The 26,319-nt window shown below is 71.1% G+C and carries 24 protein-coding genes, 1 tRNA gene and 1 riboswitch; of the genes, 14 read left to right on the forward strand and 11 right to left on the reverse strand.

What is annotated here, in order from left to right:
* Positions 1–18: 18 nt before the first annotated feature.
* A complete protein-coding gene (locus tag SSOG_RS23405) occupies positions 19–432 on the reverse strand; it encodes a DnaJ family domain-containing protein (RefSeq protein ID WP_009716720.1) in 414 nt (137 codons plus the stop codon).
* A 56-nt stretch (positions 433–488) separates the two neighbouring features.
* Entirely contained in the window at positions 489–896 is a 408-nt protein-coding gene (locus SSOG_RS23410; protein ID WP_039941599.1) for a hypothetical protein, read from the reverse strand.
* Positions 897–1,070: 174 nt separating this feature from the next.
* Between SSOG_RS23410 and SSOG_RS23415 the strand changes: the two genes are divergently transcribed.
* From SSOG_RS23415 to SSOG_RS23425, 3 genes are read left to right on the forward strand one after another with little or no spacing between them, the layout of a single operon-like run.
* Positions 1,071–1,556: a cation:proton antiporter regulatory subunit gene (locus SSOG_RS23415; RefSeq protein ID WP_009716722.1), complete on the forward strand. Its 486-nt coding sequence runs from the start codon at positions 1,071–1,073 to the stop codon at positions 1,554–1,556.
* Between the two features lie 7 nt (positions 1,557–1,563).
* Complete coding sequence (locus tag SSOG_RS23420; protein WP_009716723.1) at positions 1,564–2,820, forward strand: cation:proton antiporter; 1,257 nt, start codon at positions 1,564–1,566, stop codon at positions 2,818–2,820.
* 33 nt (positions 2,821–2,853) lie between these two features.
* Positions 2,854–4,323, forward strand: a complete 1,470-nt coding sequence (locus SSOG_RS23425; RefSeq protein ID WP_009716724.1) for a hypothetical protein — start codon at positions 2,854–2,856, stop codon at positions 4,321–4,323.
* A 20-nt stretch (positions 4,324–4,343) separates the two neighbouring features.
* Here the strand turns inward: SSOG_RS23425 and SSOG_RS23430 are convergent, their stop codons facing one another.
* Together SSOG_RS23430 and SSOG_RS23435 are read right to left on the reverse strand one after the other, a co-directional pair.
* Positions 4,344–6,209, reverse strand: a complete 1,866-nt coding sequence (locus SSOG_RS23430; RefSeq protein WP_009716725.1) for a CASTOR/POLLUX-related putative ion channel — start codon at positions 6,207–6,209, stop codon at positions 4,344–4,346.
* Positions 6,210–6,321: 112 nt separating this feature from the next.
* Positions 6,322–6,861, reverse strand: a complete 540-nt coding sequence (locus tag SSOG_RS23435; RefSeq protein WP_009716726.1) for a MarR family winged helix-turn-helix transcriptional regulator — start codon at positions 6,859–6,861, stop codon at positions 6,322–6,324.
* 58 nt (positions 6,862–6,919) lie between these two features.
* Positions 6,920–7,150: riboswitch (cobalamin riboswitch) on the forward strand.
* Between the two features lie 163 nt (positions 7,151–7,313).
* Here SSOG_RS23435 and metE point away from each other — a divergent pair.
* Entirely contained in the window at positions 7,314–9,626 is a 2,313-nt protein-coding gene (metE, locus tag SSOG_RS23440; RefSeq protein ID WP_009716727.1) for a 5-methyltetrahydropteroyltriglutamate--homocysteine S-methyltransferase, read from the forward strand.
* 317 nt (positions 9,627–9,943) lie between these two features.
* A complete protein-coding gene (locus SSOG_RS23445) occupies positions 9,944–11,215 on the forward strand; it encodes a hypothetical protein (RefSeq protein WP_009716728.1) in 1,272 nt (423 codons plus the stop codon).
* A gap of 30 nt (positions 11,216–11,245) precedes the next feature.
* Here the strand turns inward: SSOG_RS23445 and SSOG_RS23450 are convergent, their stop codons facing one another.
* The 3 genes from SSOG_RS23450 to SSOG_RS23460 all read right to left on the reverse strand — a co-directional run bounded on the left by SSOG_RS23450 (position 11,246) and on the right by SSOG_RS23460 (position 13,173).
* A complete protein-coding gene (locus tag SSOG_RS23450) occupies positions 11,246–11,953 on the reverse strand; it encodes an RDD family protein (protein ID WP_425385429.1) in 708 nt (235 codons plus the stop codon).
* A 131-nt stretch (positions 11,954–12,084) separates the two neighbouring features.
* Positions 12,085–12,158: transfer RNA gene (locus SSOG_RS23455), tRNA-Pro, on the reverse strand.
* Positions 12,159–12,243: 85 nt separating this feature from the next.
* A complete protein-coding gene (locus SSOG_RS23460; protein ID WP_009716730.1) occupies positions 12,244–13,173 on the reverse strand; it encodes a metallophosphoesterase in 930 nt (309 codons plus the stop codon).
* Positions 13,174–13,250: 77 nt separating this feature from the next.
* Here SSOG_RS23460 and SSOG_RS23465 point away from each other — a divergent pair, with 77 nt between their 5' ends.
* A complete protein-coding gene (locus tag SSOG_RS23465) occupies positions 13,251–13,721 on the forward strand; it encodes a GatB/YqeY domain-containing protein (RefSeq protein WP_009716731.1) in 471 nt (156 codons plus the stop codon).
* Positions 13,722–13,823: 102 nt separating this feature from the next.
* Here the strand turns inward: SSOG_RS23465 and SSOG_RS23470 are convergent, their stop codons facing one another.
* The gene (locus SSOG_RS23470; protein ID WP_039938474.1) at positions 13,824–16,064 is read right to left on the reverse strand and encodes a transglycosylase domain-containing protein; all 2,241 of its coding nucleotides are present in this window, start codon (positions 16,062–16,064) and stop codon (positions 13,824–13,826) included.
* A gap of 406 nt (positions 16,065–16,470) precedes the next feature.
* On the opposite strand from SSOG_RS23470, the gene SSOG_RS23475 reads away from it, so the two are divergent.
* Positions 16,471–16,806: a WhiB family transcriptional regulator gene (locus SSOG_RS23475; protein WP_030829787.1), complete on the forward strand. Its 336-nt coding sequence runs from the start codon at positions 16,471–16,473 to the stop codon at positions 16,804–16,806.
* A 522-nt stretch (positions 16,807–17,328) separates the two neighbouring features.
* Here the strand turns inward: SSOG_RS23475 and bagB are convergent.
* Both bagB and bagA read right to left on the reverse strand, forming a co-directional pair.
* Complete coding sequence (gene bagB, locus SSOG_RS23480; RefSeq protein ID WP_009716734.1) at positions 17,329–18,672, reverse strand: ATPase BagB; 1,344 nt, start codon at positions 18,670–18,672, stop codon at positions 17,329–17,331.
* 112 nt (positions 18,673–18,784) lie between these two features.
* A complete protein-coding gene (bagA, locus tag SSOG_RS23485) occupies positions 18,785–19,762 on the reverse strand; it encodes an ATPase BagA (protein WP_009716735.1) in 978 nt (325 codons plus the stop codon).
* A gap of 72 nt (positions 19,763–19,834) precedes the next feature.
* On the opposite strand from bagA, the gene sp36 reads away from it, so the two are divergent.
* The 4 genes from sp36 (at position 19,835) to SSOG_RS23500 (ending at position 22,341) form a co-directional block, all read left to right on the forward strand.
* Entirely contained in the window at positions 19,835–19,993 is a 159-nt protein-coding gene (gene sp36 / locus SSOG_RS50395) for a Sp36 family protein (protein ID WP_003967454.1), read from the forward strand.
* Positions 19,990–20,454, forward strand: coding sequence for a RidA family protein (locus SSOG_RS23490; RefSeq protein ID WP_009716736.1), 465 nt, complete (start codon positions 19,990–19,992; stop codon positions 20,452–20,454). The genes sp36 and SSOG_RS23490 overlap by 4 nt, the downstream gene beginning before the upstream one ends.
* 82 nt (positions 20,455–20,536) lie before the next feature.
* Positions 20,537–21,514, forward strand: coding sequence for an NUDIX hydrolase (locus SSOG_RS23495; RefSeq protein ID WP_039938480.1), 978 nt, complete (start codon positions 20,537–20,539; stop codon positions 21,512–21,514).
* Positions 21,511–22,341 carry an MBL fold metallo-hydrolase gene (locus SSOG_RS23500; RefSeq protein ID WP_009716738.1) on the forward strand — a complete coding sequence of 277 codons (831 nt, stop codon included), beginning with the start codon at positions 21,511–21,513 and terminating at the stop codon, positions 22,339–22,341. Before SSOG_RS23495 ends, SSOG_RS23500 begins: the two co-directional genes overlap by 4 nt.
* 191 nt (positions 22,342–22,532) lie before the next feature.
* Here SSOG_RS23500 and SSOG_RS23505 read toward each other — a convergent pair whose 3' ends face one another.
* On the reverse strand, positions 22,533–23,207 hold the full coding sequence (locus SSOG_RS23505; RefSeq protein ID WP_009716739.1) for a Crp/Fnr family transcriptional regulator: 675 nt from the start codon (positions 23,205–23,207) through the stop codon (positions 22,533–22,535).
* Between the two features lie 180 nt (positions 23,208–23,387).
* On the opposite strand from SSOG_RS23505, the gene nth reads away from it, so the two are divergent.
* The 3 genes from nth to SSOG_RS23525 are packed head-to-tail and all read left to right on the forward strand — an operon-like array spanning position 23,388 to position 26,314.
* Entirely contained in the window at positions 23,388–24,419 is a 1,032-nt protein-coding gene (gene nth / locus SSOG_RS23515) for an endonuclease III (RefSeq protein WP_106516446.1), read from the forward strand.
* Positions 24,416–25,102, forward strand: a complete 687-nt coding sequence (locus SSOG_RS23520; protein ID WP_039938484.1) for an NUDIX hydrolase — start codon at positions 24,416–24,418, stop codon at positions 25,100–25,102. Before nth ends, SSOG_RS23520 begins: the two co-directional genes overlap by 4 nt.
* 12 nt (positions 25,103–25,114) lie before the next feature.
* Positions 25,115–26,314 carry a MarP family serine protease gene (locus SSOG_RS23525; RefSeq protein ID WP_009716742.1) on the forward strand — a complete coding sequence of 400 codons (1,200 nt, stop codon included), beginning with the start codon at positions 25,115–25,117 and terminating at the stop codon, positions 26,312–26,314.
* Positions 26,315–26,319: the final 5 nt, after the last annotated feature.

Genomic DNA, 26,319 nt, shown 5'->3' on the forward strand with positions numbered 1-26,319 from the left:
CGGACCCATCAGCCCAGGTCAGTCCAGGTTTTCCGGTGGTTGCCGCGCCCGCCACTCACGGACGATCTCGTCGGCGTCGAAGGGCGCCAGATGGAGCGGCGGACCCGGGGGAGGGCGCCGGATCGCTTCGCGGATCTTGTCGTTGACGTCCGCGATGATCTCCCGTACGGCCCGCTCCGACGGTGCCTCCGCGGCGGCCGCGAGTGCGTCTTCCGCCTCCTTGCGCAGTACGAGCGTCGGGGGCAGGAACGACAGGCCCTCGCGGCTCATCTTCTCCTTGACCCACCACAGTTCGTCATACGGCCTGTTCAGATTGGGGAGCGGCTTGCCGATGCCCGGCAGGTCGGCGAAGTCTCCGCGCTCCTCCGCCTCCCGGATCTGCCGGTCGGCCCATGTCTCGAAGCTGATGCCCGGTGGCTTGCGCTCGGTCATGGTGCCATTGTTCCTCCGGGCCGGGCTTCGCGGAACACGGCGCCCGGCCGTCCCCATCAGCCGTGGTCGCGCGGCGTGATGCGCCGGTAGCCCGCCCGGGCGTTGACGACGCGGGCGCAGGCCGTGCCGACGACGGTCGCGCCGAGCAGACAGGCCAGCCAGGTGCCGTCGCGGCCGCCCGCCCAGGTCAGCACGCCGACGGGCGGGATGGCGAAGGCGTTGAGGAACAGCCAGCACAGCACGGCCGTCCCCGGCGCCGCCACGAACCGCGCGCACAGCCCGAGCACGGCGGCGAACAGCGACAGGGCGATCAGGGCGAGCGTCGGCCGCCCATGGCCGCCGAGCGAGTTGAGGACGGCCACCAGCAGCAGCGCCCCGGCGAAGGCCGCGGACCAGATGACCGGAGTGGCGACGGGTTCGGGAACGGGCCTCATGCCGACGCTGAGCTGCCGCCACTCGATCATGTTCACCGTCTTTCTCGTGCGTCTCCCGGGGTACGGACACCCGAACGCGGATTGTTCCACCGGGCCCCGGAGCACTTTCCCCCATTACTTACTCTTTACCATTTGTTACGGTGTCCGGACGACACTTCGACCTGCGCGACCAGCGCGAAGGCGCGCACGAACGAGGGGATAGCTGTGGGTGTTCCGCGGTTGAGCAGTACGCCGTTGCCGGGCATTGGAGTCCGTTACGACCTGACGACGCGGGACCAGGGCCGGATGTCGGTGGTCGCGCACCGCGACGGCGAACGGACGCTGAGCGCGTACCGGAGGGACGATCCCGACGAGTGCGCGCTGTCCACCCGGCTCACCCCGGGCGAGGCGGAGGCGCTCATCAGCGCGCTGATGCCCGCGCACCACAGCCCCACGCTGCTGTCCACCACCGAGCTGGGGCTGGTCGCCGAGCGGATCGAGCTGTCCCCGTACTCGTACTGGAACGGGCGGGTGCTGGGCGAGACGCGGACCCGCACCGAGACCGGCACCTCCATCGTGGCCGTGCTGCGCCGGGCGGACGCCATCCCGTCCCCGGCCCCGGACTTCCGGCTGGCCGGTGGGGACATCCTGATCGTGATCGGCACGCGCGAGGGCGTGGAAGCCGCCGCGGCGATATTGGGGCGGGAGTGACAGACGGATGCACTCTTCTGCCGTCTTCCTGATCGAGTTCGGTGCGGTCATCCTCGGGTTGGGACTGCTGGGCCGACTCGCCGGACGCTTCCAGTTCTCGCCCATACCCCTCTATCTGCTCGCCGGGCTGGCCTTCGGCGAGGGCGGGCTGCTGCCGCTCGGGGCCAGTGAGGAGTTCGTCGCGATCGGCGCCGAAATCGGCGTCGTTCTGCTGCTGTTGATGCTCGGCCTGGAGTACACGGCCAGCGATCTGGTCAGCAACCTCAAGACCCAGTACCCGGCCGGGCTGGTCGACGCCACGCTCAACGCCCTGCCCGGCGCCGTCATGGCGCTGCTGCTGGGCTGGGGCCCGGTGGAGGCCGTGGTGCTGGCCGGGGTCACCTGGATCTCGTCATCCGGCGTCATCGCCAAGGTCCTCCGCGACCTCGGCCGGCTCGGCAACCGCGAAACCCCGGTCATCCTGTCCATCCTGGTCCTCGAAGACCTGGCGATGGCCATCTACCTGCCGATCGTCACCGCCCTGCTGGCCGGTGTCGGGCTGGCCGCGGGCAGCGTCACCCTGGCCATCGCGCTCGGCGTCGCGGGCCTCGTCCTCTTCGTCGCCGTCCGCTTCGGCCGCCACATCTCCCGCTTCGTCTCCAGCGACGACCCCGAGAAGCTGCTGCTGGTGGTGCTGGGCCTGACCCTGCTGGTCGCCGGGATCGCCCAGCAGCTCCAGGTCTCCGCCGCCGTGGGCGCCTTCCTGGTCGGCATCGCCCTCACCGGCTCGGTCGCCGAGGGCACCCACAATCTGCTGAGCCCGCTGCGCGATCTGTTCGCCGCCGTCTTCTTCGTCTTCTTCGGCCTGCACACCGACCCCGCCAGCATCCCGCCGGTCCTGCTGCCCGCGCTCGCCCTGGCCGTCGTCACCACCTGCACCAAGATCGCCACGGGCTACTGGGCCGCGCGCCGCGCCGGGATCTCCGTCAAGGGCCGCTGGCGGGCGGGCGGCACGCTGGTCGCGCGCGGTGAGTTCTCCATCGTCATCGCCGGACTCGCCGTCACCGCGGGCATCGAACCGTCGCTGGGCCCCCTGGCCACGGCGTACGTCCTGATCCTGGTCATCATCGGCCCCCTCACCGCCCGCTACACCGAGCCGCTGGCGCGCCGCCTCATCCGCCCCAAGCCCGCCGCGGCCCCCGCGGCCGACACCGCCTCCGCGGCCGACACCGCCGCCGAAACCGCCACCGCGGAGTCCAAGCTCCGCGAAACACAACGCGGTTGACACCCCGAACCCCGCCGCGACACGATCCCGCCGGTGGAGATCACGGACCTGACACCGGCGGAGCGGCGCGTCTGGCGGGCGTTCCCGCTCGATGAGGGGGTCGATTTCCGCGAAGGCGCCGACGACGATCCCGAACACGGCGGCGCGTGGGGGCCCGAGCGGACCGTACGAGCCGAGGTGCTGCGCGCGCTGCTGCTCGGCGGGCCCACCCGCGACGGCGAGGTGGCGGGCCTGAAGCTGATCGGCGCGCGCATCACCGGGGAGCTGCGCCTGAAGTACGGGGTGGTCGAGCACGCCGTACGGCTGCGGTCCTGCCACTTCGAGCGGACCCCGCAGCTGTACGGGGCGCGGCTGCGCGTCCTGGTGCTCAGCGACTCCACCCTTCCCGAGCTCACGGCCGGGGCCCTGCACACCGAGGGTGTCCTGCGGATGAGCAGGTGTCGCACGACGGGTCCGGTGCGGCTCGCGGGGGCGCAGATCACCGGAGGGCTCTTCCTCGACGGGGCGCGCCTGGGCACTCCGGACACCCGCTGCGAACAGCCGTTGCTCCAGCTCAACAACGCGGCCATCGGGACCGACGTCCAGGCCAAGCGCCTCGTCGTCCACGGAACGATACGGCTCAACGAGGCCACCGTCACCGGCCAGGTGAACCTCGACGACAGCGAACTCCACGCCCCCGGCGGCACCGCCCTGCACGCCGAGAACCTGTCCGTCGGTACCGATCTGCGCGCCATGCGGCTCCGCGCCCGCGGACGCGTCAACCTCAGCGGGGCCCGGGTGCCCCGCCACCTCAGCTTCGTCCACGCCCGGCTGTCCGACCCCGGCGGCCAGGCCCTGCGCGCCAGCAGCTGCGTCATCGGCGAGCTGTGGTTCCGCGAGGCCGCGCCCATCGAGGGCGATGTGAACCTGCGCCGCTCCCAGATCGACCTGCTGCACATCCGCCCCGAGGTCTGGCCCGATCGCGTCAGGATCGACGGCCTCGGCTACCGCAGCCTCGCCCCGCACCTCCCCGCCGAGGATCGGCTGCCGCTCCTGGAACGTGAGAAGGAGGGCTATCTCCCCGCCTCCTACGAGCAGTTGACCACCGCCTACCGCGCCGCGGGCGACGAGGCCGCCGTCCGCACCGTCCAGCTCGCCAAGCTCCGCCGCCACCGCCGTACCCTCCCGCGCTACGCCCGCGCCTGGGGCCACCTCCAGGACGTCACCGTCGGCTACGGCTTCCGCCCGCTGCGCGCCGCGGGCTGGCTCTTCGCCCTGCTCCTCACCGGCACCCTGGCGTTCGCGCTCCACCACCCGCGGCCGCTGAAATCGGGCGAGGCCCCCGACTTCAACCCGGTCTTCTACACCCTCGACCTGCTCCTCCCCATCATCGGCTTCGGGCAGGAGGCCGCGTTCGCCCCGCGCGGCTGGTACCAGTGGCTCTCGTACCTGCTGATCGTCACCGGCTGGATCCTGGCCACCACCACCGCGGCGGGCGTCAGCCGCTCCCTGAGCCGCCAGTAGTGGCCAGGCACGCAGAAGCGTTACTCCTCGGCGAGTACGACGATCGCGTCGCCCTCGTCCAGGACCAGCGGCGCCGCCTTGTCGGGGTTGAGGCGGACACCGTAGGCGGGCGGCACGTCGGCGTGGCGTGCCAGCCGGTAACCGAGGGCCGTCTCGCCGCGCCGCCGTGCGGCCTCGATGACCGTCGCGAAGTTGGCCTCGGCCCCGGGCACCAGGTAGTTGGTGGCCGGTTTGAGGTAGATCTCCGAACCCTCCGGGTCGAAGAGGTCGATGAACACCGTGTAGAGGTCGCGGTTCTCGGTCAGCTGGGTCAGCAGCAGGCTGATCACCTTGGTGCTGACGATGAAGTCGTCGGCCTTGGTGACCTGGGCGATCTCCCGGTTGCTGTCGTCGTTCATCTCCGTGACGATCGAGTACGGGTCACCGAGCCGCACTTCGATGTCGCGCAGGTGCAGCAGCGTCACCAGCGTCCGGTCGTCGGAGCGCCGGGGGTCGATGGTGTCGTCGGACAGCACCACGATGTGCTGGTAGCGGCCGAGGTCGAGGGCCTCCAGGGACGACCTGCGGGTCGGCTCGCACCGCTTGTGGCCGACCGTCAGGTTCTTCAGCCCCTCCGGCACCCCCTTCCGCGGCCGCCGCGGTGCCGCGATGTCCACCGCCGAGCCGGGTTCGACGAAGCTGTCCAGCAGCGTGATGAGCTTCGACGCCCGGGAGTTCCAGCCGATGACCAGGGTGCGGTCCGGCACCGGCGGCCGCCCGGGCGCGGTGGTGATCGCCGACGGGACGATCTCGGGCCGGGTCTCGGCGGGCCGTATCAGCAGATCGTCCTCGGCCATCACCAGCAGCTGGTCGTCGGCGCGGACGACGGTGTCCATCGGCGGGTTGAGCAGCACCTCACCGTCGCCGCGGCGCAGCCCGGCGGCCATGCCCAGCGCGTAGTGGGCCAGGGTGTCCGCGTACGTCCCACCCGCGAGCGCGGGCTGCTCGTGGAAGTAGAACTCGTTGCCTTCGAAGCTGAGCAGTTCGTTGAAGACGCTGGACAGCCCGGACTGCCGGTGCGCCTGGGCGATGAGCCGTACGGCGATGTCGTCGGCGTCGATGATCAGCGCGTTCGTACCGGCGGCGAGACGGGCCGCGGGCAGGTTGTCCGAACTCTCCACGGCCGCCACGATGTTCGGCCGCGTGCCCTTCCACTTCCGGCTGTTGAGCAGCAGGAGCACCTTGATGACATCCGTGTCGGTGTCGTCCCCGACCGGCGGCAACACCATGATCGACTTGGCGGTGTCGGGGCTCACCAGCTCCAGATCGCGCCGCTCCAGCGGGCTTCCGGAACGGCAGACCACCCGGGTGCGGCCGGTCGCGGGGATCCGGTCGCGGATCTGGTCCTCCATGTCGACCTTGTCGTGGTCGGCGAGGATCACCACACAGGAGCGGCGGGCGCTCTGGTTGGCCTCCACCAGCTCGGCGATCACCGTGAACACCTGGTCCGACCAGCCCAGCACGATCGTGTGGCCGCGCTCGATCAGCCGCGACCGGCCCTTGCGGAGCATCTGGATCCGGTTCTCCAGGCCCGTGGTGAGTACACCGATGAGCGCGCTGACGATGAAGATGCCGCCGATCGTGACCGTGAGCATCAGCACCAGGAACAGCGGCCGGCCGGTGTCCCCGCCCATGGTGCCCGGATCGAGCGTACGCAGCAGGCTCATCCACACCACGCCCGTCCACCCGCCGCTCTTCCGGGTGTCCTCGTGGGAGAGGGCGACCACCAGCGTGGATACCACGGCGATCAACGCCAGCGAGGCGAGGCCGAGCCAGCCGATCAAGGCGGGCGTCCCCCGGTCCATCGTGCCGTCGAACCAGTACCGCAGCCGGTCCCGCAGCCTCATCGCACGTCCTCATCCCCCGGCCACCCACCGGTCTTACGGTCTCCCAGAGCAGTTGATCATTCTCGCAGGGTTACGGGGGCGCGGCTGCCGGACGCCGGGGGCGCCCACGCGGTCACCAGGCGGCGTGGGCCTGCGGGCTCGCGGTCTCGACGGTCGGTTCGCCGCCCGCCTCGGCGAACGCCTGGAGCGCCTCGATCAGATGACGGCGCTGTCCGGCGGGCATGACGTCCACGATGCCCGCGATCTCGCGGCGGCGCCGCTCCGTGACCTCGGCCACGATCCGCCGACCGGCCCGGGTGAGCGAGATCATGCTCGTACGCCGGTCCTCGGCGGAGACGCCGCGCTCGACCACGCCCGTCGTGACCAGGCGGTCGATCATGCGCATCGCGGTCGACGGCTGGACGCCCAGCTCCCCGGCCAGCCCGGACAGGCTCAGCGGCCCTCCGGCGTCCAGGACGACCAGCATCCGGAACTGCGGCAGCGTCAGAGACTCCTCCACCGCGGCCAACGACCGGGCGGATACGGCGACGAGCAGCCGGGAGGCGGTCAGCACGGCGGTGACCATCGCCTCGGCGTCGGACTCGGAAATTCCGGCCTCGGGGGCTGCGGAGGCTTGGGGAACCACATCGGATGCTAAGGGACGACGCGCCATACGCCCTTTCTACCCCCTGCCCCTGTGGAGGGGGTGCCCCGATCCGGCACCACCGCCTAGGCTGGGGCCCGCAGCTGGTTCGCCCTGCCCGCCAGGCAGGCGCGTCGCAAGAGGGAACCCGGTGGAAATCCGGGACTGCCCCGCAGCGGTGAGCGGGAACGACCGCCGTCATACGCACTGGGTCCGGAAGCCGGACCCGGGAAGCGACGGCCAGTAGGTGCCTCGTACGTGCACGACGTCACGAGGTGGGCCCGCGAGTCCGAAGACCTGCCCGTTGCCCGTGCGCGACCCGATCGCGCGCGGAGATCCCGGTGACCTCGAGGGCGGGTCGGCGTACCGAGCAGGCGGACGCGCGCGTATCGGACGCGCGGTGGATCCGCCCGGTTCGTCACTCCTTCGCGCCCCCGATCCGGCCGGGATCCTCAAGGGACACGCTCGCGAAGGAGAGCTACGTGACAGCGACATCCGCGGCCGCCGCGGCGGCACGGGCCACCGTGTACGGCTACCCCCGCCAGGGACACCACCGCGAACTGAAGAAGGCCGTCGAGGGTTACTGGAAGGGCCAGATCGGCGCCGGTGCCCTCCGGGAGACCGCCGTGATGCTGCGCGCGGCGAACTGGCGGCAGCTGGCCGACGCCGGAATCGACGAGGTGCCGACCGGCGACTTCTCGTTCTACGACCATGTGCTGGACACCAGCGTCATGGTCGGCGCCGTACCGGACCGCCACCGCGCCGCCGTCGAAGCCGACGCGCTGGACGGCTACTTCGCCATGGCGCGCGGCACCCAGGAGGCCGCGCCGCTGGAGATGACCAAGTGGTTCGACACCAACTACCACTACCTGGTGCCCGAACTCGGCCCCGATACCGTCTTCGCCGCCAATTCGGCGAAGCAGGTCGCCGAGCTGTCGGAAGCGGTCGCACTCGGTCACGCCGCCCGGCCGGTGCTGGTCGGCCCCGTCACCTACCTCCTGCTCGCCAAGCCCGCACCCGGCGTCGCGCCGGACTTCGAGCCGCTCACCCTGCTGGACCGGCTGCTGCCGGTGTACGCGGAGGTGCTGGCCGATCTGCGGGCGGCCGGCGCCACGTGGGTCCAGCTGGACGAACCCGCGCTCGTGCAGGACCGCACCGCCGCCGAACTCAACGCCGCCGCCCGCGCGTACCGCGAACTGGGCGCCCTCACCGACCGCCCCCGGCTGCTGGTCGCCTCGTACTTCGACCGCCTCGGCGAGGCCCTGCCCGTCCTGGCCAAGGCCCCCGTGGACGGGCTGGCGCTCGACTTCACCGGGCCCGCGGCCGGAAACCTCGACGACCTCGCCGCCGTCGGCGGACTGCCCGGCAAGCGCCTGGTCGCGGGCGTCGTGGACGGCCGCAACGTGTGGATCAACGACCTCGCCGTCTCGCTGTCCACGCTCGGCACCCTGCTCGGCCTCGCCGACCGGGTCGACGTCGCGGCGTCCTGCTCCCTCCTCCACGTCCCCCTCGACACGGCGGCCGAACGCGACATCGACCCCCAGATCGCCCGCTGGCTGGCCTTCGCCCGCCAGAAGGCCACCGAGGTCGCGACCCTCGCCCGCGGCATCGCCCAGGGCACCGGCACCATCGCCGCACAACTCGCCGCCAACCGCGCCGACCTGGCCTCCCGGGCCACCTCCGTACTCACCCGCGACCCGGCCGTACGCGCCCGCGCCGGGGCCGTCACCGATGCCGACGCCCGCCGCCCCGAGCCGTACGCCGAGCGCGCCCCCGCCCAGCGTGCCCGGCTGCGGCTGCCCGCGCTGCCGACGACCACCATCGGCTCGTTCCCGCAGACCAGCGAGCTGCGCACCGCCCGCGCCGACCTGCGCGCCGGACGCATCGACACCGCCGGATACGAGCAGCGCATCGCGGCCGAGATCCAGGACGTGATCTCCTTCCAGGAGAAGACCGGCATCGACGTCCTGGTCCACGGCGAGCCCGAACGCAACGACATGGTCCAGTACTTCGCCGAACAGCTCACCGGCTACCTCGCCACCCGGCACGGCTGGGTGCAGTCCTACGGCACCCGCTACGTCCGCCCGCCGATCCTGGCCGGCGACATCTCCCGGCCCGAGCCGATGACGGTCCGCTGGACGACGTACGCCCAGTCCCTCACCGACCGCCCGGTCAAGGGCATGCTCACCGGCCCCGTCACCATGCTGGCCTGGTCCTTCGTCCGCGACGACCAGCCCCTCGCCGACACCGCACGCCAGGTCGCCCTCGCCCTGCGCGACGAGGTGTCCGACCTGGAGGCCGCGGGCACCGCGGTCATCCAGGTCGACGAACCCGCCCTGCGCGAAACCCTGCCCCTGCGCACCGCCGACCGCCCGTCCTACCTGGCCTGGGCCACCGAGGCGTTCCGCCTCACCACCGGCGGCGTGCGCGCGGACACCCAGATCCACACCCATATGTGCTACGCCGAGTTCGGGGACATCCTCCCGGCCATCGACGACCTCGACGCGGACGTCATCAGCCTGGAAGCCGCCCGCTCCCATATGCAGGTCGCCACCGAACTCGCCGACGCCCACTACCCCCGCGAGGTCGGCCCCGGCGTCTACGACATCCACTCCCCCCGCGTCCCCGGCACCGCCGAAACCGCCACCCTCCTCCGCACGGCCCTCGCCGCCATCCCCGCCGACCGCCTCTGGGCCAACCCCGACTGCGGCCTGAAGACCCGCGGCTGGCCCGAGGTCCGCGCCTCCCTGGACCACCTGGTCGCGGCGGCCCAGGAGGTCCGCTCCACGCTCTGACTGTTATTGCGAATTACTTGCAATAACTTCTCCACTGCATCAAGCTGAAGACATACGGGGTCGGCCCGACCACCATTCGAGACCCGCGCCCGGGTCGGTCCGGGCACGTCCTTCCCGATAGGTGATCGCCTTCTCACACGGCACCCGCCGGACGTTGGCCGACCCCGTTCAGCTGCGCCGAGCAGCCCCCAGGCTCTCCACAGCATGCGGGGCCGGCCATGGCGGTCACAGGGGCTCCCGGCCGGAGCCAGGTGATCGCTAACGTGCCCGGATGGTGACCTACGACGAGCTCACACCGCCGGAACGCCGCGTGTGGGATGCCTTTTGACGTCCGGGGAGCGCGGATCTCCGGGCAGTTGGATCTGCGGAACGGGGACATCACCTGCCCTGTGCACCTGACCCACTGCTCCTTCGACGCGGCACCTGATCTGTATGCCGCCCGCCTCGGCGAGTTGCACCTGTGGCGGTCCGTCCTGCCGGGGCTGAGCGCGGTCGGGGCCCAGTTCGAGAGCTTCGTCGCGCTGAGCGAGTGCCGTGCGACCGGGATGGTCAGCTTCAGTTCGGCCCGGATCGCCCGCACCCTCTATCTGGACCGGTTGTCGGTCGAATCGGCGCGTGCCGAGGAGCGGGGAGTCGCCGTCGCGCTGAACCACACGGTGATCGGCGACGCGGTCGTGGCCACCGCCCTGTCCGCCCGTGGCGAGGTACGCCTGGACGGAGCCACGGTGACGGCCCAGGTCGCGCTGTCATCGGCCCAGCTGCACAATCCCGGCGGCATCGCCTTGAACGCCAAAGGGCTCACCGTCGGTTCCGACCTGACCGCCCGCGGACTGCACGCCCAGGGCAGCATCACCTTGCGCAGTGCCCGCATACCCGGACAACTCGACCTGGCAGAGGCCCGCTTGTCCAGCCCTGACGGCATGGCACTGTGCGTCAGCAGCGCCGCCATCGGCGAAATGTGGCTGCGCGACGCCACCCCGATCGAGGGCACGGTGAATCTGCGCCGCACCCAACTCCAACTGCTCCACGCCGAGCCCGCGGTGTGGCCCGAACAGGTCCGGCTCGGCGAGTTCGCCTACACCACCCTGCTGCCCCACCTGCCCGCAGCCGATCGGCTGCCGCTGCTGGAGCGCGACGAGTATCTGCCCCATGCCTACCAGCAGTTGACCGCCGCCTATCAACGCGTCGGCGACGACACGGCCACGCGCCTCGTGCAACTCGCCGCGTACCGGCGCCACCGCACGACCCTCCCCGCGTACGCCCGCGCGTGGAGCTGGGTCCAGGACATCACCGTTGGCTACGGCTTCCGCCCTCTCCGCGCGGCTGCCTGGCTCGGCGCACTTCTCCTGATCGGCACCATCGCCTACGACCTCCACCACCCGCGGCCGCTGAAATCCGGCGAGGCCCCCGACTTCAACCCGCTCTTCTACACCTTCGACCTGCTCCTGCCGATCATCGGCTTCGGCCAGGAGGGCGCCTACGCCCCGAACGGTGGGTACCAGTGGCTGAGCTACGCGCTGATCATCAGCGGCTGGCTCCTCGTCACCACGATCGTCGCCGGGATCACCCGAGCCATCAGCCGGCCGTAGGGCGTGCCCCAAGACGGCCCCGGAAACGCGTCAGGCGCCCGTCCGACTGCCCCACCGCGCCGCCCCGCCGATCCGGGCGAGCGCGGCGCGGACGTGCCACGCGCCGATGACCGTCACGCCGGCCAGCCGGTCGGCCAGCGACCTTCGGGGGCCCATCAGCGCCAGCCCCGCGTTGAAGGCGAAGAAGAAGATGGCGACGACCCAGCACAACACCGAGAGGACGATCTCGCCCTCGACCAGCAGGCAGCAGGCCAGCGCATACCAGCCGACATCGACCAGCGTGGTCACCGCGGCGCGCACGGCGAACCGGCCCTTCCGTGGACGCCCTCCGCCACCGCGCCGCACAACGCACAGAGCCGTCAACGCCTGCCCCGGCGTACGGCTCATCACGGCCAGCGAGAGGAAGTGGTAGACGAAGGTGAACACGACCAGCGCGCCGAAGGCTTGCTGGACGGAGCTCACCGCAGACCGCCAAAGCGACTCTCCGACTTCCTGACCCGCCCCCGCCAGATCGCCCTCCGAGGTGATGACCTCCCAAGCGCTCGTCCCAGCCAGGCTCGTCACGTCGGTCACGTGGGCACTGATCCGGTGGAAGGTGAACCAGCCGAGCAGCACGGCCACCGCCACCACGACGGCGAAATCCAGCGCCCAGGCACACAGCCGACGCGCCCGCGGAGGACTGGCCGACGCCGTCCCCTCGTCGGGCATCACGGGTGTCGGCACCGCTCGTCGAAACATCAGGCCCCCAGAAATGTGATGTCGCGGTCTGCACAGTGTAAGGACAGTCACAGACCGCCACGAGGGCCGAGCACAACAAATCAGGCCCGGTGCTGATTTCTCAGCACCGGGCCTGACCCTTGTTCCTTCAGTCGGGGTGGCGGGATTTGAACCCACGACCTCTTCGTCCCGAACGAAGCGCGCTGCCAAGCTGCGCTACACCCCGAAGCAACGAGCTCTACTTTAGCGGACCTGCGGCCAGACACGAAATCCGGTTTCCGGGGTCTCGCAGGTCGGGGCGGGGAGGTGGGTCAGGGGGCCTGGGGGGTGAGGGTGAGGAGGGTGGCCTCCGGGGGGCAGGCGAAGCGGACGGGGGTGTAGCGGTTGGTGCCGCAGCCTGCGGAGACGTGGAGGTACGAGGTGTGGTCCCCGGCCTCGTGGGTGGAGAGGCCCTTGACCCGGCGGGTGTCCAGGTCGCAGTTGGTGACGAGGGCGCCGTAGAAGGGGATGCACAGCTGGCCGCCGTGGGTGTGGCCCGCGAGGATCAGGGGGTAGCGGTCGGCGGTGAAGGCGTCGAGGACGCGGAGGTACGGGGCGTGGACGACGGCGAGGGAGAGGTCCGCACCGGATTCGGGGCCGCCGGCGACCTCGGCGTAGCGGTCGCGCTTGATGTGCGGGTCGTCGAGGCCGGTGAGGGCGATCTCGATGTCGTCCAGCTTGAGCCGGCCGCGGGTGTTGGACAGGCCGACCCAGCCGGCCGCGTCGAAGGCGTCGCGGATCTCCGTCCACGGGTTGTGGACGACGCCGACGGCCGGGGCGTTGCCGTTCAGACCGTGGCGGCCGCTGGCCTTTTCCATCAGGTAGCGGGCGGGGTTGCGCAGCTTCGGTCCGTAGTAGTCGTTGGAGCCGAAGACGTACGCGCCGGGGAACTCCATCAGCGGGCCGAGCGCGTCGAGGACCTCGGGGACGCCTTCCGGGTCGGAGAGGTTGTCGCCGGTGTTCACGACGAAGTCGGGGCGCAGACCGGCGAGCGACTGGAGCCAGCGCTGCTTCTTGCGCTGCCCGCTCACCATGTGGATGTCGGAGACCTGGAGGACGCGCAGCGGCCGCATACCGCGCGGCAGCACGGGCACGGTGATGCGGCGGAGCCTGAAGGACCGCACTTCGAAGCCGACGGCGTAGGCGAGACCGGCTGCGCCGACCGCCGTGATTCCCAGAGGTACTCCGTATCGCGCGCGCATGCTCTCCATGGTCGCAGAACGCCGCCGGGGGAGAAATCTTCGGGTGATTCCCGGCCAGTGCTGGCAGACTCGACGCCATGACCACCACGCTCAAGTCCAGGCTGCATGACGATCTCACCGCAGCGATCAAGGCGCGCGACGAGCTGCGCTCCTCCACGCTCCGGCTCACGATCACCGCGATCTCGAAGGAAGAGGTCTCGGGGGAGAGCTCCCGGGAGCTGTCCGATGCCGAGGTGGAGAAGATCATCGCGCGCGAGGCGAAGAAGCGCCGCGAGGCGGCCGAGGCGTTCGACAAGGGCGGCCGGGCGGCGCAGGCCGAGCGGGAGCGGGCGGAGGGCGAGGTGCTCGCCGGGTACCTGCCGCAGCCGCTGACGGACGACGAGCTGGACGCGCTGGTCGCGGAGGCGGTCCGGGAGGCCGCCGCGGGCGGCGCCGAGGGGCCGCGGGCGATGGGCGCGGTGATGAAGATCGTGAACCCGAAGATCGCGGGCCGGGCCGAGGGCGGCCGGGTCGCCGCCGCGGTGAAGCGGCAGCTCGCGGGCGGGTAGGCGAGACAAGGAAAAGGGGCCCGGACGATCTCTCGTCCAGGCCCCTTTTCCGCGCTCGGTCGGGCCGCGGATACCGCTACCGCGGTCGGGCCGCGGGTACCGCTACCGCGGCCACTCGAAGCCGCCGTTCCCATTGCCGCCGTTCCCGTTGCCGCCGATCACGCCCGGCGGGAGGGAGATGTCCGGCCAGGGGTTGTCCTGGCCGCCGCCGTTCCCGGGCTTCTCACGGCCGGGCTTCTCGCGGCCCGGCTTCTTGGGCGGGGAGGGCTTGCGCGCGTTGGGGTCCTTGATCGGCACGGTGACGAAGTTCGGCGCGGGCTTGCCGTCCAGCGCGCCGCTCATCGCGTCCTTCCAGATGGGGCCGGGGGTGTCCGCGCCGTAGACCTTGTCGTGGGGGACACCGCCGATGGTGATGTTCTCCATCTTGAGGTCGCTGGCGCCCGGGCCGCCGCCGACCCACACCGCGCCCGCGAGGTTCGGGGTGTAGCCGACGAACCAGGCGGCCCTGCGCTCATCCGTCGTACCCGTCTTGCCGGCGCTCGCCCGGCTCTGGAGACCGGCCTTCTTGCCGGTGCCGTCCTCGACCACACCGCGCAGCAGGGTGTTGATCGTGTCCGCGGTCTTCTCGGACATCGCGCGCGAGCACTTCGACTGCGGCACCTTCAGCTTCTTGCCGCCGGGGCCGGTGATCGAGTCGATGAAGACCGGGGAGCAGTAGACGCCGCGGTTGGCGAAGGTCGCGTACGCGTTGGCCATGGTCAGCGGGGAGAAGCCCTCGGTGCCGAGGGTGAGGGAGGGCACCTGGTGGTGCTCCTTGCCGTCGGCCCGCTCCACGCCCATCTTGTCGGCCAGCTCGGTCACCGGGCAGACGCCGATGTCGCTGATCATCTGGACGAAGTAGGTGTTGACCGACTTCGCGGTCGCCTCCTTCATCCCGTACGGGCCGCGCTCGGACTCGTTCTCGTTCTCGACGGTCGCGCCCTCGCTGTTGCTCCAGGTGCCCTTGCAGGTGCTGACCGGGCTCGGGTACTCCATCTTGTACGGCGAGGAGTAGCTCTTGTACGGCTTGGTGCCCCGCTCGAGGGCGGCCGCCGCGGTGATCGGCTTGAACGTGGACCCCACCTGGAAGCCGTAGTTCGAGCCGCCCATGGAGTGGTCCGCGGAGAGGTTGATCTGCGTCTGGTCCTTGCCGAAGCCGTACGGCTTGGACTGGCCCATGCCCAGGACCTTGCCGGTGCCCGGCTCGACGAGCGAGACGGCGGTGGCGGCCTTGTCGGACTGGTAGACGTGGGACTTGATCGACTTCTGGACGGACTCCTGCGCCTGCGGGTCCAGCGTCGTACGGATCGTCAGGCCGCCCTGGTTCCAGCGCTTGGTGCGCGTCGCCGCCGTCTTCCCGAAGACCGGGTCGTTGAGGAAGATCTGGCGGACGTAGTCGCAGTAGAAGCCCGCGCCCTTGACGGCCGTGATGCAGCCGCTGCGGGGCATGCTGACATCGAGACCGAGCGGCTTCTTCTTGGCGGTGGCGGCCTGGGCCGGGGTGATGTCCTTCATATCGGCCATGCGCTGGAGGACGGTGTTGCGGCGGGTCTTCGCGGTGTCCGGGTTGGTGACCGGGTCGTAGCGGCTCGGCGACTGGACGAGACCGGCCAGCAGCGCGGCCTGCTCCACCTTGAGGTCCTTGGCGGACTTGCTGAAGTAGCGCTGGGAGGCGGCCTCGATGCCGTAGGCCTGCTGCCCGAAGTACGTGATGTTGAGGTAGTTCTCCAGGATCCGCTTCTTGCCGAGTTCCTTCTCGACCTGGATCGCGTACTTCAGTTCCTTGATCTTGCGGCCGATGGACTGCTGGGTGGCCTCGGCGAACTTCTCCTTGCTGTTGCCCGCCTCCTCGACGAAGACGTTCTTCACGTACTGCTGGGTGAGGGTGGAGGCGCCCTGCGAGACCCCGCCGCTCTGCGCGTTCCGGTTGGCGGCGCGCAGGATGCCCTTGAGGTCGACCGCCCCGTGCTCGTAGAAGCGCGCGTCCTCGATCGCGACGATCGCCTTGCGCATATACGGGGAGATGTCACCCAGCTTCACGATGGTGCGGTCGCGCGAATAGACCTTCGCGATCTCGCCGCCCTTCGCGTCCAGGATGGTCGTCCGCTGGCTGAGCGGCGGCGTTTTGAGATTGGCCGGAATATCGTCGAATTCCTGGACCGTTTCCTTGGCGGTGAGGCCGAAGGCCCCGACGGCGGGAAGCGCGAGCCCGGCCATCACGGCGCCGGCCAGCGCGCTGACGCCGAGGAACTTGGCGGCCTGTTGAGCGGTGGACAGCCCTCCGCCCGAGCGCGTGTAACCCATAAGAGGCAGCCTACGTGGCGAATCGCCGGACAGGGGACCGCGTGTTCGCATACGCTGTTTCACGCCAGTCACGCATGTGCTGCTGCGCCACATCGCACCGCATCGCACCACATCCCCGCCCTCACTCGAGTGAGTGATGAGACGTGCCCGGATTGTGGCCTCGTGTCATGAGCTGCCCGGCGTTCGCCGGGTGAACTGCCCTGGTTTGCACCAGTAATCGCAAATGTCGTCAGGTCACTCCGTTGGGTGATCTGCCGCGTACCCATAGTCCGTTCGGGCCATCCGAGATTGGGCCCGCCGGGTGTGGTGCGCCCTGCTTGCCTTCCGTAACGTCCTCAACTGGCGACGGTGAATATGCCGTTTGTCGCCGTGGGGGAGCTCCGATTCGGGAGAGGACGGCGCCAGCATGGGCTGGGTAACCGACTGGAGTGCGCAGGCCGCCTGCCGCACTACTGATCCAGATGAATTGTTCGTCCAGGGCGCGGCACAGAACAGGGCCAAAGCGGTCTGCACCGGATGCCCGGTGCGCACCGAGTGCCTTGCGGATGCCTTGGACAACCGTGTCGAGTTCGGTGTGTGGGGAGGGATGACCGAGCGCGAGCGGCGGGCGCTGCTGCGCCGCCGCCCGACCGTGACCTCCTGGCGAAGGCTGCTGGAGACGGCACGCACCGAGTACGAGCGCAGCGCGGGCATTCTGCCCTTCGACGACGAAGAGTACGAGCGCTTCGCTGCCGTCGGATAGCGGTCGGCCGGCAGGCCGGTTCGTGACGACGACGTCGCATCGCATCGCATCACAACTTCATCTCACCCACCCCTCGTCACGGGCTTGTTCTCTCATCTGCGACGGGACGAGGAAGGGTGTACGACACGAGTACGGCCGCGACGGTGGTCGCGGCCGGTCGTGGCCGGGCGAGGTGGTTCATGGGCATGGGGGCCTGCGGACCTTGGGGCAGCCCGCCACGCCATGGACGACGACGTGCATGGGCGACGACGTGCGGAGCGCGACGGCGCGGACGATTGGGGATCCGCGGCGGGCGCTGTGACCGTCCCGGCCGTGTGCCGTGCCGGGTGATACCCGCGTAGGACTACGCACTGGGTACGCCACGGCGTGGGCACGCGCGCCATGCCGCACCCATGCCGGGTCGCAACCCATTGCCATGGGCACGCGCCGCCCTGCGTACGCGCGCCCTGGGCACTCGGGTAGGCGTCAGCCTGCCCTGACGGCTCTCGCGTCCGCCGCCCCTCAGAGGGCGCGGGCTGGGCGTCAGCCTGCCGTGCGCTCGGGCCGGTCCGCCGGGGCCGCCGCGAGGCGATCGCCGATCGCCCGCAGCCCCGCCAGGTCGTGTACGTCTCCAGGGAGCGCGGCCACTTGGGCCACCGGAACTTCGGGGTGCAACGCCGTGAAGCGGTCGTGTGTGCGCTGCTCGCGTCCGAGCACCTGCATACGCTCCGCATGCAGCCGGAGCAGTCCCGCGGCAAGTCGCTCCGCCGACGTGGGGGAGACGTCGGGGTCCGCTACCGAGGAATTGTCCGCTGCTGAGGCGTTCCGGGCTTGAGCATTCCCTGAGTCGGGATCGACAAATCCGTCGGCACCAAGATTTTCTGCGCCCTCACCGGGGTTGGCCGGAACGCTACCCTCCCCCGGCGGATCCGGGACGGTGGCGCTCTTCAGGGACAGCGTCTCCGCCGCAGCCAGGGCCCGTTCCGCCGACAGTTGTTCGGCGCCGCTGCCGTGCACCCGGTTCAGTACGAGACCGGCCAGCGGCATCTCATCCGCGGCCAGCCGCTCCACGAAATAGGCGGCCTCCCGCAGGGCGTCCCGCTCCGGGGCGGCCACCACCAGGAAGGCGGTACCGGGCGCCTGGAGGAGCCGGTAGGTGGCCTCGGCCCGGGTGCGGAACCCGCCGAACATCGTGTCCATCGCAGCCGCGAACGTTTGCACATCGCGCATCAGCTGCCCGCCGAGGACCTTGCTGACCGTGCCCGTCATCATCGATACGCCCACGTTCAGGAACTTCATCCCGGCCCGGCCGCCGACCTTCGCCGGAGCCATCAGCACCCGGATGAACTTCCCGTCCAGAAACGAGCCGAGCCGCTTCGGGGCGTCCAGGAAGTCCAGCGCCGACCGGCTGGGCGGCGTATCGACGATGATCAGGTCCCATTCCACGCGGGCCCGCAGCTGGCCGAGCTTCTCCATGGCCATGTACTCCTGCGTGCCCGCGAACCCGGCCGAAAGCGATTGGTAGAAGGGGTTCGCCAGGATCGCGCGGGCGCGCTCGGGGTCGGCGTGCGCCTCGACGAACTCGTCGAAGGTCCGCTTCATGTCCAGCATCATGGCGTGCAGTTCGCCGCCCGCCTCGTCACCGACGCCCTCCACCCGCCGCGGGACGTTGTCGAGCGCGTCGATGCCCATGGACTGCGCCAGCCGCCGGGCCGGGTCGATGGTGAGGACGACGACCTTGCGGCCGCGCTCGGCGGCCCGTACGCCCAGGGCGGCGGCCGTGGTGGTCTTGCCCACGCCGCCGGAGCCGCAGCACACCACGATGCGGGTCTGCGGGTCGTCCAGCAGTGCGTCGGTCTCCAGCCGGGGTGCAACGTCCATGCTCATGCCGCCTCCTGCGTACGGCGTGTGCCACTTGTGCCGCTCATACCGCGTTCACGGCCGTTGGTGCCGTCCGTACGGGGCGCGCCGCCGGGGACGCGCGCCGTGCACGTGCCGCTCACGACGGCCACTGCTTGCGCAGATCCGCCGCCAGCCGGTACAGCCCGGCCAGGTCGACGCCGTCCGTCAGCAGCTCCAGCTCGTGCAGCGGCAGGTCGAGACCGGCCAGCTCGGACCGCTGCGTCCGCTCCAGGGCGACGCGCTCCGCGTGCTCGCGCGCCTGCTCCAGCAGCGGGTCGACCAGCCGCTCGGCGAGGCCGCCGCGGCGCGCGCCGCCCAGCCCGGCCTGCGAGAGCGCCTTGGCGACGGCCGTACGGCGGCCGTTGGCGGCGGCGTCGACGGCCTCGTGGTCGAGGATCGCGGGCCGCACCATGTTGACGATGACCGCGCCCGTCGGAAGGCCGTCCGAGCGCAGCTCCGCGATGCCGTCCGCGGTCTCCTGGACCGGCATCTCCTCCAGCAACGTCACCATGTGGACGGCCGTCTGGGGCGACTTCAGGACGCGCATCACGGCCTGGGCCTGGTTGTGTATCGGACCGGTCCGGGCCAGCCCCGCCACCTCGTGGTTGACGTTCAGGAAGCGGGTGATCCGGCCGGTCGGCGGGGCGTCCATGATCACGGAGTCGTAGGCGAAGCGGCCGTCCTTGCCCTTGCGGCGCACCGCCTCGCACGCCTTGCCGGTCAGCAGGACGTCCCGCAGCCCCGGCGCGATCGTGGTCGCGAAGTCGATAGCGCCGAGCTTCTTCAGGGCGCGCCCCGCCGAACCCAGCTTGTAGAACATGTGGAGGTAGTCCAGGAGTGCGAACTCCGGATCGATCGCGAGGGCGTGGACCTCCCCACCGCCCGGCGCGGTCGCGATCTTGCGTTCTTCATAGGGCAGCGGTTCCGTTTCGAAGAGCTGCGCGATGCCCTGGCGGCCTTCGACCTCGACCAGCAGTGTGCGCCTGCCATCGGCCGCGAGGGCCAGCGCGAGTGCGGCGGCGACCGTGGTCTTGCCGGTTCCGCCCTTGCCACTGACGACATGGAGCCTGCTCACACTGGGGAGCCTAACCAGTCCCCCCACGGGCTACGCACCAGGCCCCGGGAGTGAGGGATTACAGTCGGCTCCATGACGAAGTGGGAATACGCGACCGTGCCGCTGCTCGTACACGCCACGAAGCAGATTCTGGACACCTGGGGCGAGGACGGCTGGGAGCTCGTCCAGGTCGTTCCCGGGCCGAACAACCCCGAGCAGCTGGTGGCCTACCTGAAGCGGGAGAAGGCGTGACGGCCGTCGAGGAGAAGCTCGCCGGGCTCGGTCTGACCCTGCCCGAGGTCGCGGCGCCGCTCGCCAGTTACGTCCCGGCGGTCCGTACGGGGCCGTACGTGTACACCGCGGGCCAGCTGCCGCTGGTCGACGGGAAGCTGGGCGTGACCGGCAAGGTCGGCGCGGAGGTGACGCCGGAGGAGGCCAAGGAGCTGGCGCGCACCTGTGCGCTGAACGCGCTGGCCGCCGTGAAGTCGGTGGTCGGCGACCTCGACAAGGTCGTGCGCGTGGTGAAGGTCGTCGGCTTCGTCGCCTCGGCCCCGGACTTCACCGGGCAGCCGGGCGTCGTCAACGGCGCGAGCGAGCTGCTGGGCGAGGCGCTGGGCGACGCGGGCGTGCACGCCCGCAGCGCGGTCGGCGTGGCGGTGCTGCCGCTGGACGCGCCGGTCGAGGTGGAGATCCAGGTCGAGGTCGCGGACTAGTCGCTGGTCAGGGCCCCTGGTGGGGTCCGGGCCCCGGCCGGGGCCCCTCGAACATCCGCCCGCAAACGCATAGCATCCGGCCATGTCCACTACGAATGGCCAGTGGTATCCACCCGAGTGGCCAGAGCGCATCCGGTTGTTGTCCGCCGGTGAGCTGACGCCGGTGACGCCGCGCCGGGCCGCCACCGTGCTGCTGCTGCGGGACGGACCGGACGGTGCGCCGGGCGGGCAGGACGGGGAGCACGGGGCGAACGGGGAACAGTTCGGGACGAACGGCGGCGGCGACCGCGGCGGCGATGCTGCCGGGCCCGCCGTGTACATGCTGCGCAGACGCGCCTCCATGGCCTTTGCCGGAGGCGCGTACGCCTATCCGGGTGGCTCGGTGGATCCGCGCGACGAGCGGATGGTCGCCTGGGCCGGGCCCTCGCGCGCCCAGTGGGCGCGGCGGCTGGGCCTCGACGAGAGCGACGCGACGCAGGCGCAGGCCATCGTGTGCGCGGCGGTCCGGGAGACCTTCGAGGAGGCCGGCGTGCTCCTCGCGGGCCCGACCCCGCACACGGTCGTCGCGGACACCACGGGCGACGACTGGGAGACGGACCGGCTGTCGCTGGTCGCCCGGGACCTGTCGTTCGCCGAATTCCTCGACCGGCGCGGGCTGGTGCTCCGTTCGGACCTGCTGGGCGGCTGGGCCCGCTGGATCACGCCGGAGTTCGAACCGCGCCGCTACGACACCTGGTTCTTCGTGGCTGCGCTGCCGCGGGGGCAGCGTACGCGCAACGCCTCCACGGAGGCCGACCGTACGGTCTGGCTCCACCCCGGGGACGCGGCCGACGGCTACGACCGGGGCGAGCTGCTGATGATGCCGCCGACCATCGCGACGCTGCGGCAGCTGCGGCCGTACGGCACGGTCCACGACGCGCTGGTGGCCGCCGTGGACCAGGACCTGACCCCCGTGCTCGCACAGGCCCGGCTGGAGGGCGACGAGCTGGTCCTGAGCTGGCCGGGCCACGATGAGTTCACCAAGCACATCCCGGGTACCGCGGGGGAGTCCGAAGCATGACGTACGCAGCCTCCCTGCCCGGGCAGCCGCGCGGAGGCGCGGTCGGCGGCCCGGCGACCGACCGCGCGGTGTGCGTCCTCGCGCCGAATCCGTCGCCCATGACGCTGGACGGCACCAACACCTGGATCGTCGCCGAACCGGATTCCGATCTCGCCGTCGTCATCGACCCAGGGCCGCTGGACGACGGCCACCTCCGGAACGTGATCGCGACGGCGGAGCGGGCCGGGAAGCGGATCGGGCTGACGCTGCTGACCCACGGCCACCCCGACCACGCGGAGGGCGCGCTCCGCTTCGCCGAGCTGACCCGCAGGCGGGTCCGGGCGCTGGACCCGGAGCTGCGGCTGGGCGACGAGGGGCTGGAGCAGGGGGACGTCATAACCACCGGCGGTCTGGAGCTGCGGGTGGTGTCCACGCCCGGCCACACCGCCGACTCGCTGTCCTTCCACCTCCCCGCCGACGCCGCCGTCCTGACGGGCGACACGGTGCTCGGGCGCGGTACGACGGTCGTCGCGCACCCGGACGGGCGGCTCGGCGACTACCTGGACTCGCTGCGGCGGCTGCGGTCGCTCACGGTGGACGACGGGGTCGGTACGGTCCTGCCGGGCCACGGCCCGGTGCTGAACGACGCGCAGGGCGCGGTGGAGTACTACCTGGCGCACCGCGCCAACCGTCTCGCGCAGGTGGAGACGGCGGTCGAGAGCGGCCTCCGCACGCCCTCGGACGTCGTGGCGCACGTGTACGCGGACGTGGACCGGTCGCTGTGGCCGGCGGCGGAGCTGTCGGTGCGGGCCCAGCTGGACTATCTGGGCGAGCACGGGCTGATCTGAGCGCTGGCTGTTCCCGAAGGCGCGAGCTGATCCGAAGGCGCGGACTGATCCGAAGGCGCGGACTGATCCGGGCGTGGACTGACTCGGGAGCGGACTGATCCGGGAACGAACTGATCCGGGCGCGGACTGATCCGGGAACGGCGAAGGGCCCCGGCCGGGGATTCCGGCAGGGGCCCTTGCGGCGTCTTGCGTCAGCGGGAGCGCTTGGCCAGCCGCTCGACGTCCAGCAGGATCACGGCGCGCGCCTCCAGCCGCAGCCAACCGCGGCCCGCGAAGTCGGCGAGCGCCTTGTTGACGGTCTCGCGGGACGCGCCGACCAGCTGGGCCAGCTCCTCCTGGGTCAGGTCGTGGACGACGTGGATGCCCTCCTCCGACTGCACGCCGAAGCGGCGCGACAGGTCGAGCAGGGCCCGGGCGACCCGGCCGGGCACGTCGGAGAAGACGAGGTCGGACATCTGGTCGTTGGTCTTGCGCAGGCGCCGGGCCACGGCGCGCAGCAGCGCGGAGGCGACCTCGGGGCGGGCGTTGAGCCACGGCTGGAGGTCGCCGTGGCCGAGGCCGAGCAGCTTGACCTCGGTGAGGGCGCTGGCGGTGGCTGTGCGCGGGCCGGGATCGAAGAGCGACAGCTCTCCGATCAGCTCGCCCGGGCCGAGCACGGCGAGCATGTTCTCGCGGCCGTCGGGAGAGGTGCGGTGGAGCTTCACCTTGCCCTCGGTGACCACGTACAGGCGGTCGCCCGGGTCCCCTTCGTGGAAGAGGGCGTCACCCCGCGCGAGGGTGGCCTCTCCCATGGAGGCGCGCAGCTCAGCGGCCTGCTCGTCATCGAGCGCCGCGAAGAGCGGGGCGCGCCGCAGAACGTCGTCCACGAGTCTCTCCTTGTCGACATGCACAGGGGACCGTCGTCCCCATGATGCCGGACGGTAAAACAGTGCGATCAATCACAAGTTTGACGCACTGGCCTGCCGGACCGTGCGGCAGGGGTCCGATTGGGCGCGGTCTTGTCGGCGGCCCGGCCGGATGTCGGTGGCGGGGCTTAGGCTGGCCGGGTGTCCAATACGCCGGTGAGAGCACGGGGCAAGGGGGCCGAACGGGTGACCGCATCTCGTAATTCTGCTGTGGGCGAACAAGCGCGCGCCGAGCCGACGAAAGCGGCGAAGGCGTCTAAATCGACCAAGCCGTCCACTCCCGCCCCATCCGCCGAGACCGCGCCCTCCGCGAAGCCCGCCAAGGCCGCGAAGAGCGCAAAGTCGGCGAAGCCCGCCAAGGCCGCGAAGTCGGTGAAGACCGTCAAGCCCGCGAAGCCCTCCCGGCCGGAATCCCAGCTCGCGCTCGTCCGCCGCGCCCGGCGCATCAACCGTGAGCTGGCCGACGTCTACCCGTATGCCCACCCCGAGCTGGATTTCGAGAACCCGTTCCAGCTGCTGGTCGCCACGGTCCTGTCCGCCCAGACCACCGACCTGCGGGTCAACCAGACCACCCCCGCGCTCTTCGCCGCCTACCCGACCCCCGAGGACATGGCAGCCGCCGACCCCGAGGCGCTGGAGCAGCTGATCAGGCCCACCGGCTTCTTCCGCGCCAAGGCCAAGTCCCTGCTGGGCCTCTCCGCCGCGCTGCGCGACCGCTTCGACGGCGAGGTGCCGGGGCGCCTGAAGGACCTGGTCACGCTGCCCGGCGTCGGCCGCAAGACCGCCAATGTGGTCCTCGGTAACGCGTTCGGGGTGCCCGGGCTCACCGTGGACACCCACTTCGGGCGGCTGGTGCGGCGCTGGAAGTGGACCGATCAGGAGGATCCGGAGAAGGTCGAGGCGGAGATCGCCGCGCTCTTCCCGAAGAGCGAGTGGACGATGCTCTCGCACCGCATCATCTTCCACGGCCGCCGCGTCTGCCATGCCCGCAAGCCCGCCTGCGGCGCCTGCCCGATCGCCCCGCTCTGCCCGGCGTACGGGGAGGGCGAGATCGACCCGGACAAGGCGAAGAAGCTGCTGAAGTACGAGATGGGCGGCCAGCCGGGGCAGCGGCTGCGCCCACCCGCCGACTACCCGGGGAGCCCTGCCGCCCCGCTGGGAGCCGCCGGATGACGAGCACGTACGGCGGAGGCGTGGGGGTCAGCTCACAGGGGCTGCCCGAGTGGCTGCTCCCCGTGGCGCGGGCGGCCGAGACGATCGAGCCGCACCAGCTGAGCCGGTTCCTGCCCCCGCCGCAGGGCGGCGGCCGCCCCTCCGCCGTACTGGTGCTCTTCGGGGAGGGCCCCGGCGGCCCCGAGCTGCTGCTGATGGAGCGGTCGGGCTCGCTGCGCTCGCACGCGGGCCAGCCGTCCTTCCCCGGCGGCGCGCTCGACCCCGAGGACGGTGATCCGGACGGGGCCGGTCCGCTGCATGCGGCGCTGCGCGAGGCCGAGGAGGAGACGGGGCTGGACCCCGCGGGTGTCCAGGTCTTCGCCGTCCTGCCGCGCCTGTACATCCCGGTGAGCGGCTTCGTCGTGACGCCTGTCCTGGGCTGGTGGCGGCGGCCGAGCCCGGTCGGGCCGGTGGACCCTGCCGAGACGGCCCGGGTCTTCACGGTTCCCGTGGCGGATCTCACGGATCCGGCGAACCGGGCGACGACCGTTCACCCCAGTGGTCACCAGGGACCGGCGTTCCTGGTCGGAGGCGCCCTGGTCTGGGGTTTCACAGCGGGAGTGATCGATCGCATACTGCACTACTCCGGCTGGGAACGACCATGGGACCGGGCGAAGCACGTCCCACTCGACTGGCGCGCGTGAGACGGTGTCCCGGTGAATGTGCTGGACATCCTGCTGCTGCTCGCCGCCGTATGGTTCGCGATCATCGGCTATCGCCAGGGCTTCGTCGTCGGCGTGCTGTCGGTGATCGGATTCATCGGCGGTGGCCTGGTTGCGGTCTATCTTCTGCCGGTCATCTGGGACGGCACCACCGACCGGGCCTCGCCCGGCACCTTCGGTGCCATCGTGGCGATCGTGCTGGTGATCGTGTGCGCGTCGGTCGGCCAGGCGGCCACGACCCACCTGGGAAACAAGCTGCGCCGGTACATCACCTGGTCACCCGCGCGTGCCCTGGACGCGACGGGCGGCGCGCTGGTGAACGTCCTGGCGATGCTGATGGTCGCCTGGCTGCTCGGCTCCCTCGTGGCCGGGACCTCGCTCCCCACCGTGAGCAAGGAGGTCCGCGAATCCAAGGTGATGTTCGGGGTCTCGCGCGTGGTCCCGCCGCAGGCCAACACCTGGTTCTCCGACTTCTCCACCGTGCTCGCGCAGGGCGGCTTCCCGCAGGTCTTCTCGCCGTTCTCGAACGAGCCGATCACCTCGGTCCCGCAGCCCGACCCGGCGCTCGCGCAGTCCCCGGTGGCCGGCCAGGCCCAGAAGAGCATCGTGAAGGTCGTCGGCACCGCCCCGAGCTGCGGCAAGGTCCTGGAGGGCACCGGCTTCGTCTACGCCCGGAACCGGGTCATGACCAACGCCCATGTGGTCGGCGGCGTCGACGACCCGACGGTGCAGATAGGCGGCGAGGGCCGGCTGTACGACGCGAAGGTCGTGCTCTACGACTGGAAGCGCGACATCGCGGTCCTCGATGTGCCCTCGCTGCAAGCCCCCGCGCTCCAGTTCACGCAGGGCGACGCGAACAGCGGCGACGACGCGATCGTGGCCGGGTTCCCGGAGAACGGCGCGTTCGACGTGCGCGCTGCCCGCGTCCGCGGCCGCATCACGGCCAACGGCCCGGACATCTACCACCGCGGCACCGTGCAGCGCGACGTCTACTCGCTGTACGCGACCGTGCGCCAGGGCAACTCCGGCGGCCCGCTGCTCACCCCGCAGGGCAGGGTGTACGGCGTGGTCTTCGCCAAGTCGCTCGACGACGCGGACACGGGGTACGCGCTGACGGCGGACGAGGTGCGCAAGGATGCCGAGAAGGGGCGTACGGCCGATCAGCCGGTGGACAGCCAGGGGTGTGCCCTCTAGGGCCC

Source organism: Streptomyces himastatinicus ATCC 53653 (assembly GCF_000158915.1).
Taxonomy (GTDB): Bacteria; Actinomycetota; Actinomycetes; order Streptomycetales; family Streptomycetaceae; genus Streptomyces; species Streptomyces himastatinicus.

Excerpts from the sequence above, each read along its gene's own strand:
- SSOG_RS23405 (WP_009716720.1), bottom strand. The coding sequence starts at position 432 with ATGACCGAGCGCAAGCCACCGGGCATCAGCTTCGAGACATGGGCCGAC.
- SSOG_RS23410 (WP_039941599.1), bottom strand. The coding sequence starts at position 896 with ATGATCGAGTGGCGGCAGCTCAGCGTCGGCATGAGGCCCGTTCCCGAA.
- SSOG_RS23420 (WP_009716723.1), top strand. The coding sequence starts at position 1,564 with ATGCACTCTTCTGCCGTCTTCCTGATCGAGTTCGGTGCGGTCATCCTC.
- SSOG_RS23430 (WP_009716725.1), bottom strand. The coding sequence starts at position 6,209 with ATGAGGCTGCGGGACCGGCTGCGGTACTGGTTCGACGGCACGATGGAC.
- SSOG_RS23435 (WP_009716726.1), bottom strand. The coding sequence starts at position 6,861 with ATGGCGCGTCGTCCCTTAGCATCCGATGTGGTTCCCCAAGCCTCCGCA.
- SSOG_RS23445 (WP_009716728.1), top strand. The coding sequence starts at position 9,944 with ATGCCTTTTGACGTCCGGGGAGCGCGGATCTCCGGGCAGTTGGATCTG.
- SSOG_RS23450 (WP_425385429.1), bottom strand. The coding sequence starts at position 11,953 with ATGTTTCGACGAGCGGTGCCGACACCCGTGATGCCCGACGAGGGGACG.
- SSOG_RS23460 (WP_009716730.1), bottom strand. The coding sequence starts at position 13,173 with ATGCGCGCGCGATACGGAGTACCTCTGGGAATCACGGCGGTCGGCGCA.
- SSOG_RS23465 (WP_009716731.1), top strand. The coding sequence starts at position 13,251 with ATGACCACCACGCTCAAGTCCAGGCTGCATGACGATCTCACCGCAGCG.
- SSOG_RS23470 (WP_039938474.1), bottom strand. The coding sequence starts at position 16,064 with ATGGGTTACACGCGCTCGGGCGGAGGGCTGTCCACCGCTCAACAGGCC.
- SSOG_RS23475 (WP_030829787.1), top strand. The coding sequence starts at position 16,471 with ATGGGCTGGGTAACCGACTGGAGTGCGCAGGCCGCCTGCCGCACTACT.
- bagB (WP_009716734.1), bottom strand. The coding sequence starts at position 18,672 with ATGAGCATGGACGTTGCACCCCGGCTGGAGACCGACGCACTGCTGGAC.
- sp36 (WP_003967454.1), top strand. The coding sequence starts at position 19,835 with ATGACGAAGTGGGAATACGCGACCGTGCCGCTGCTCGTACACGCCACG.
- SSOG_RS23495 (WP_039938480.1), top strand. The coding sequence starts at position 20,537 with ATGTCCACTACGAATGGCCAGTGGTATCCACCCGAGTGGCCAGAGCGC.
- SSOG_RS23500 (WP_009716738.1), top strand. The coding sequence starts at position 21,511 with ATGACGTACGCAGCCTCCCTGCCCGGGCAGCCGCGCGGAGGCGCGGTC.
- SSOG_RS23520 (WP_039938484.1), top strand. The coding sequence starts at position 24,416 with ATGACGAGCACGTACGGCGGAGGCGTGGGGGTCAGCTCACAGGGGCTG.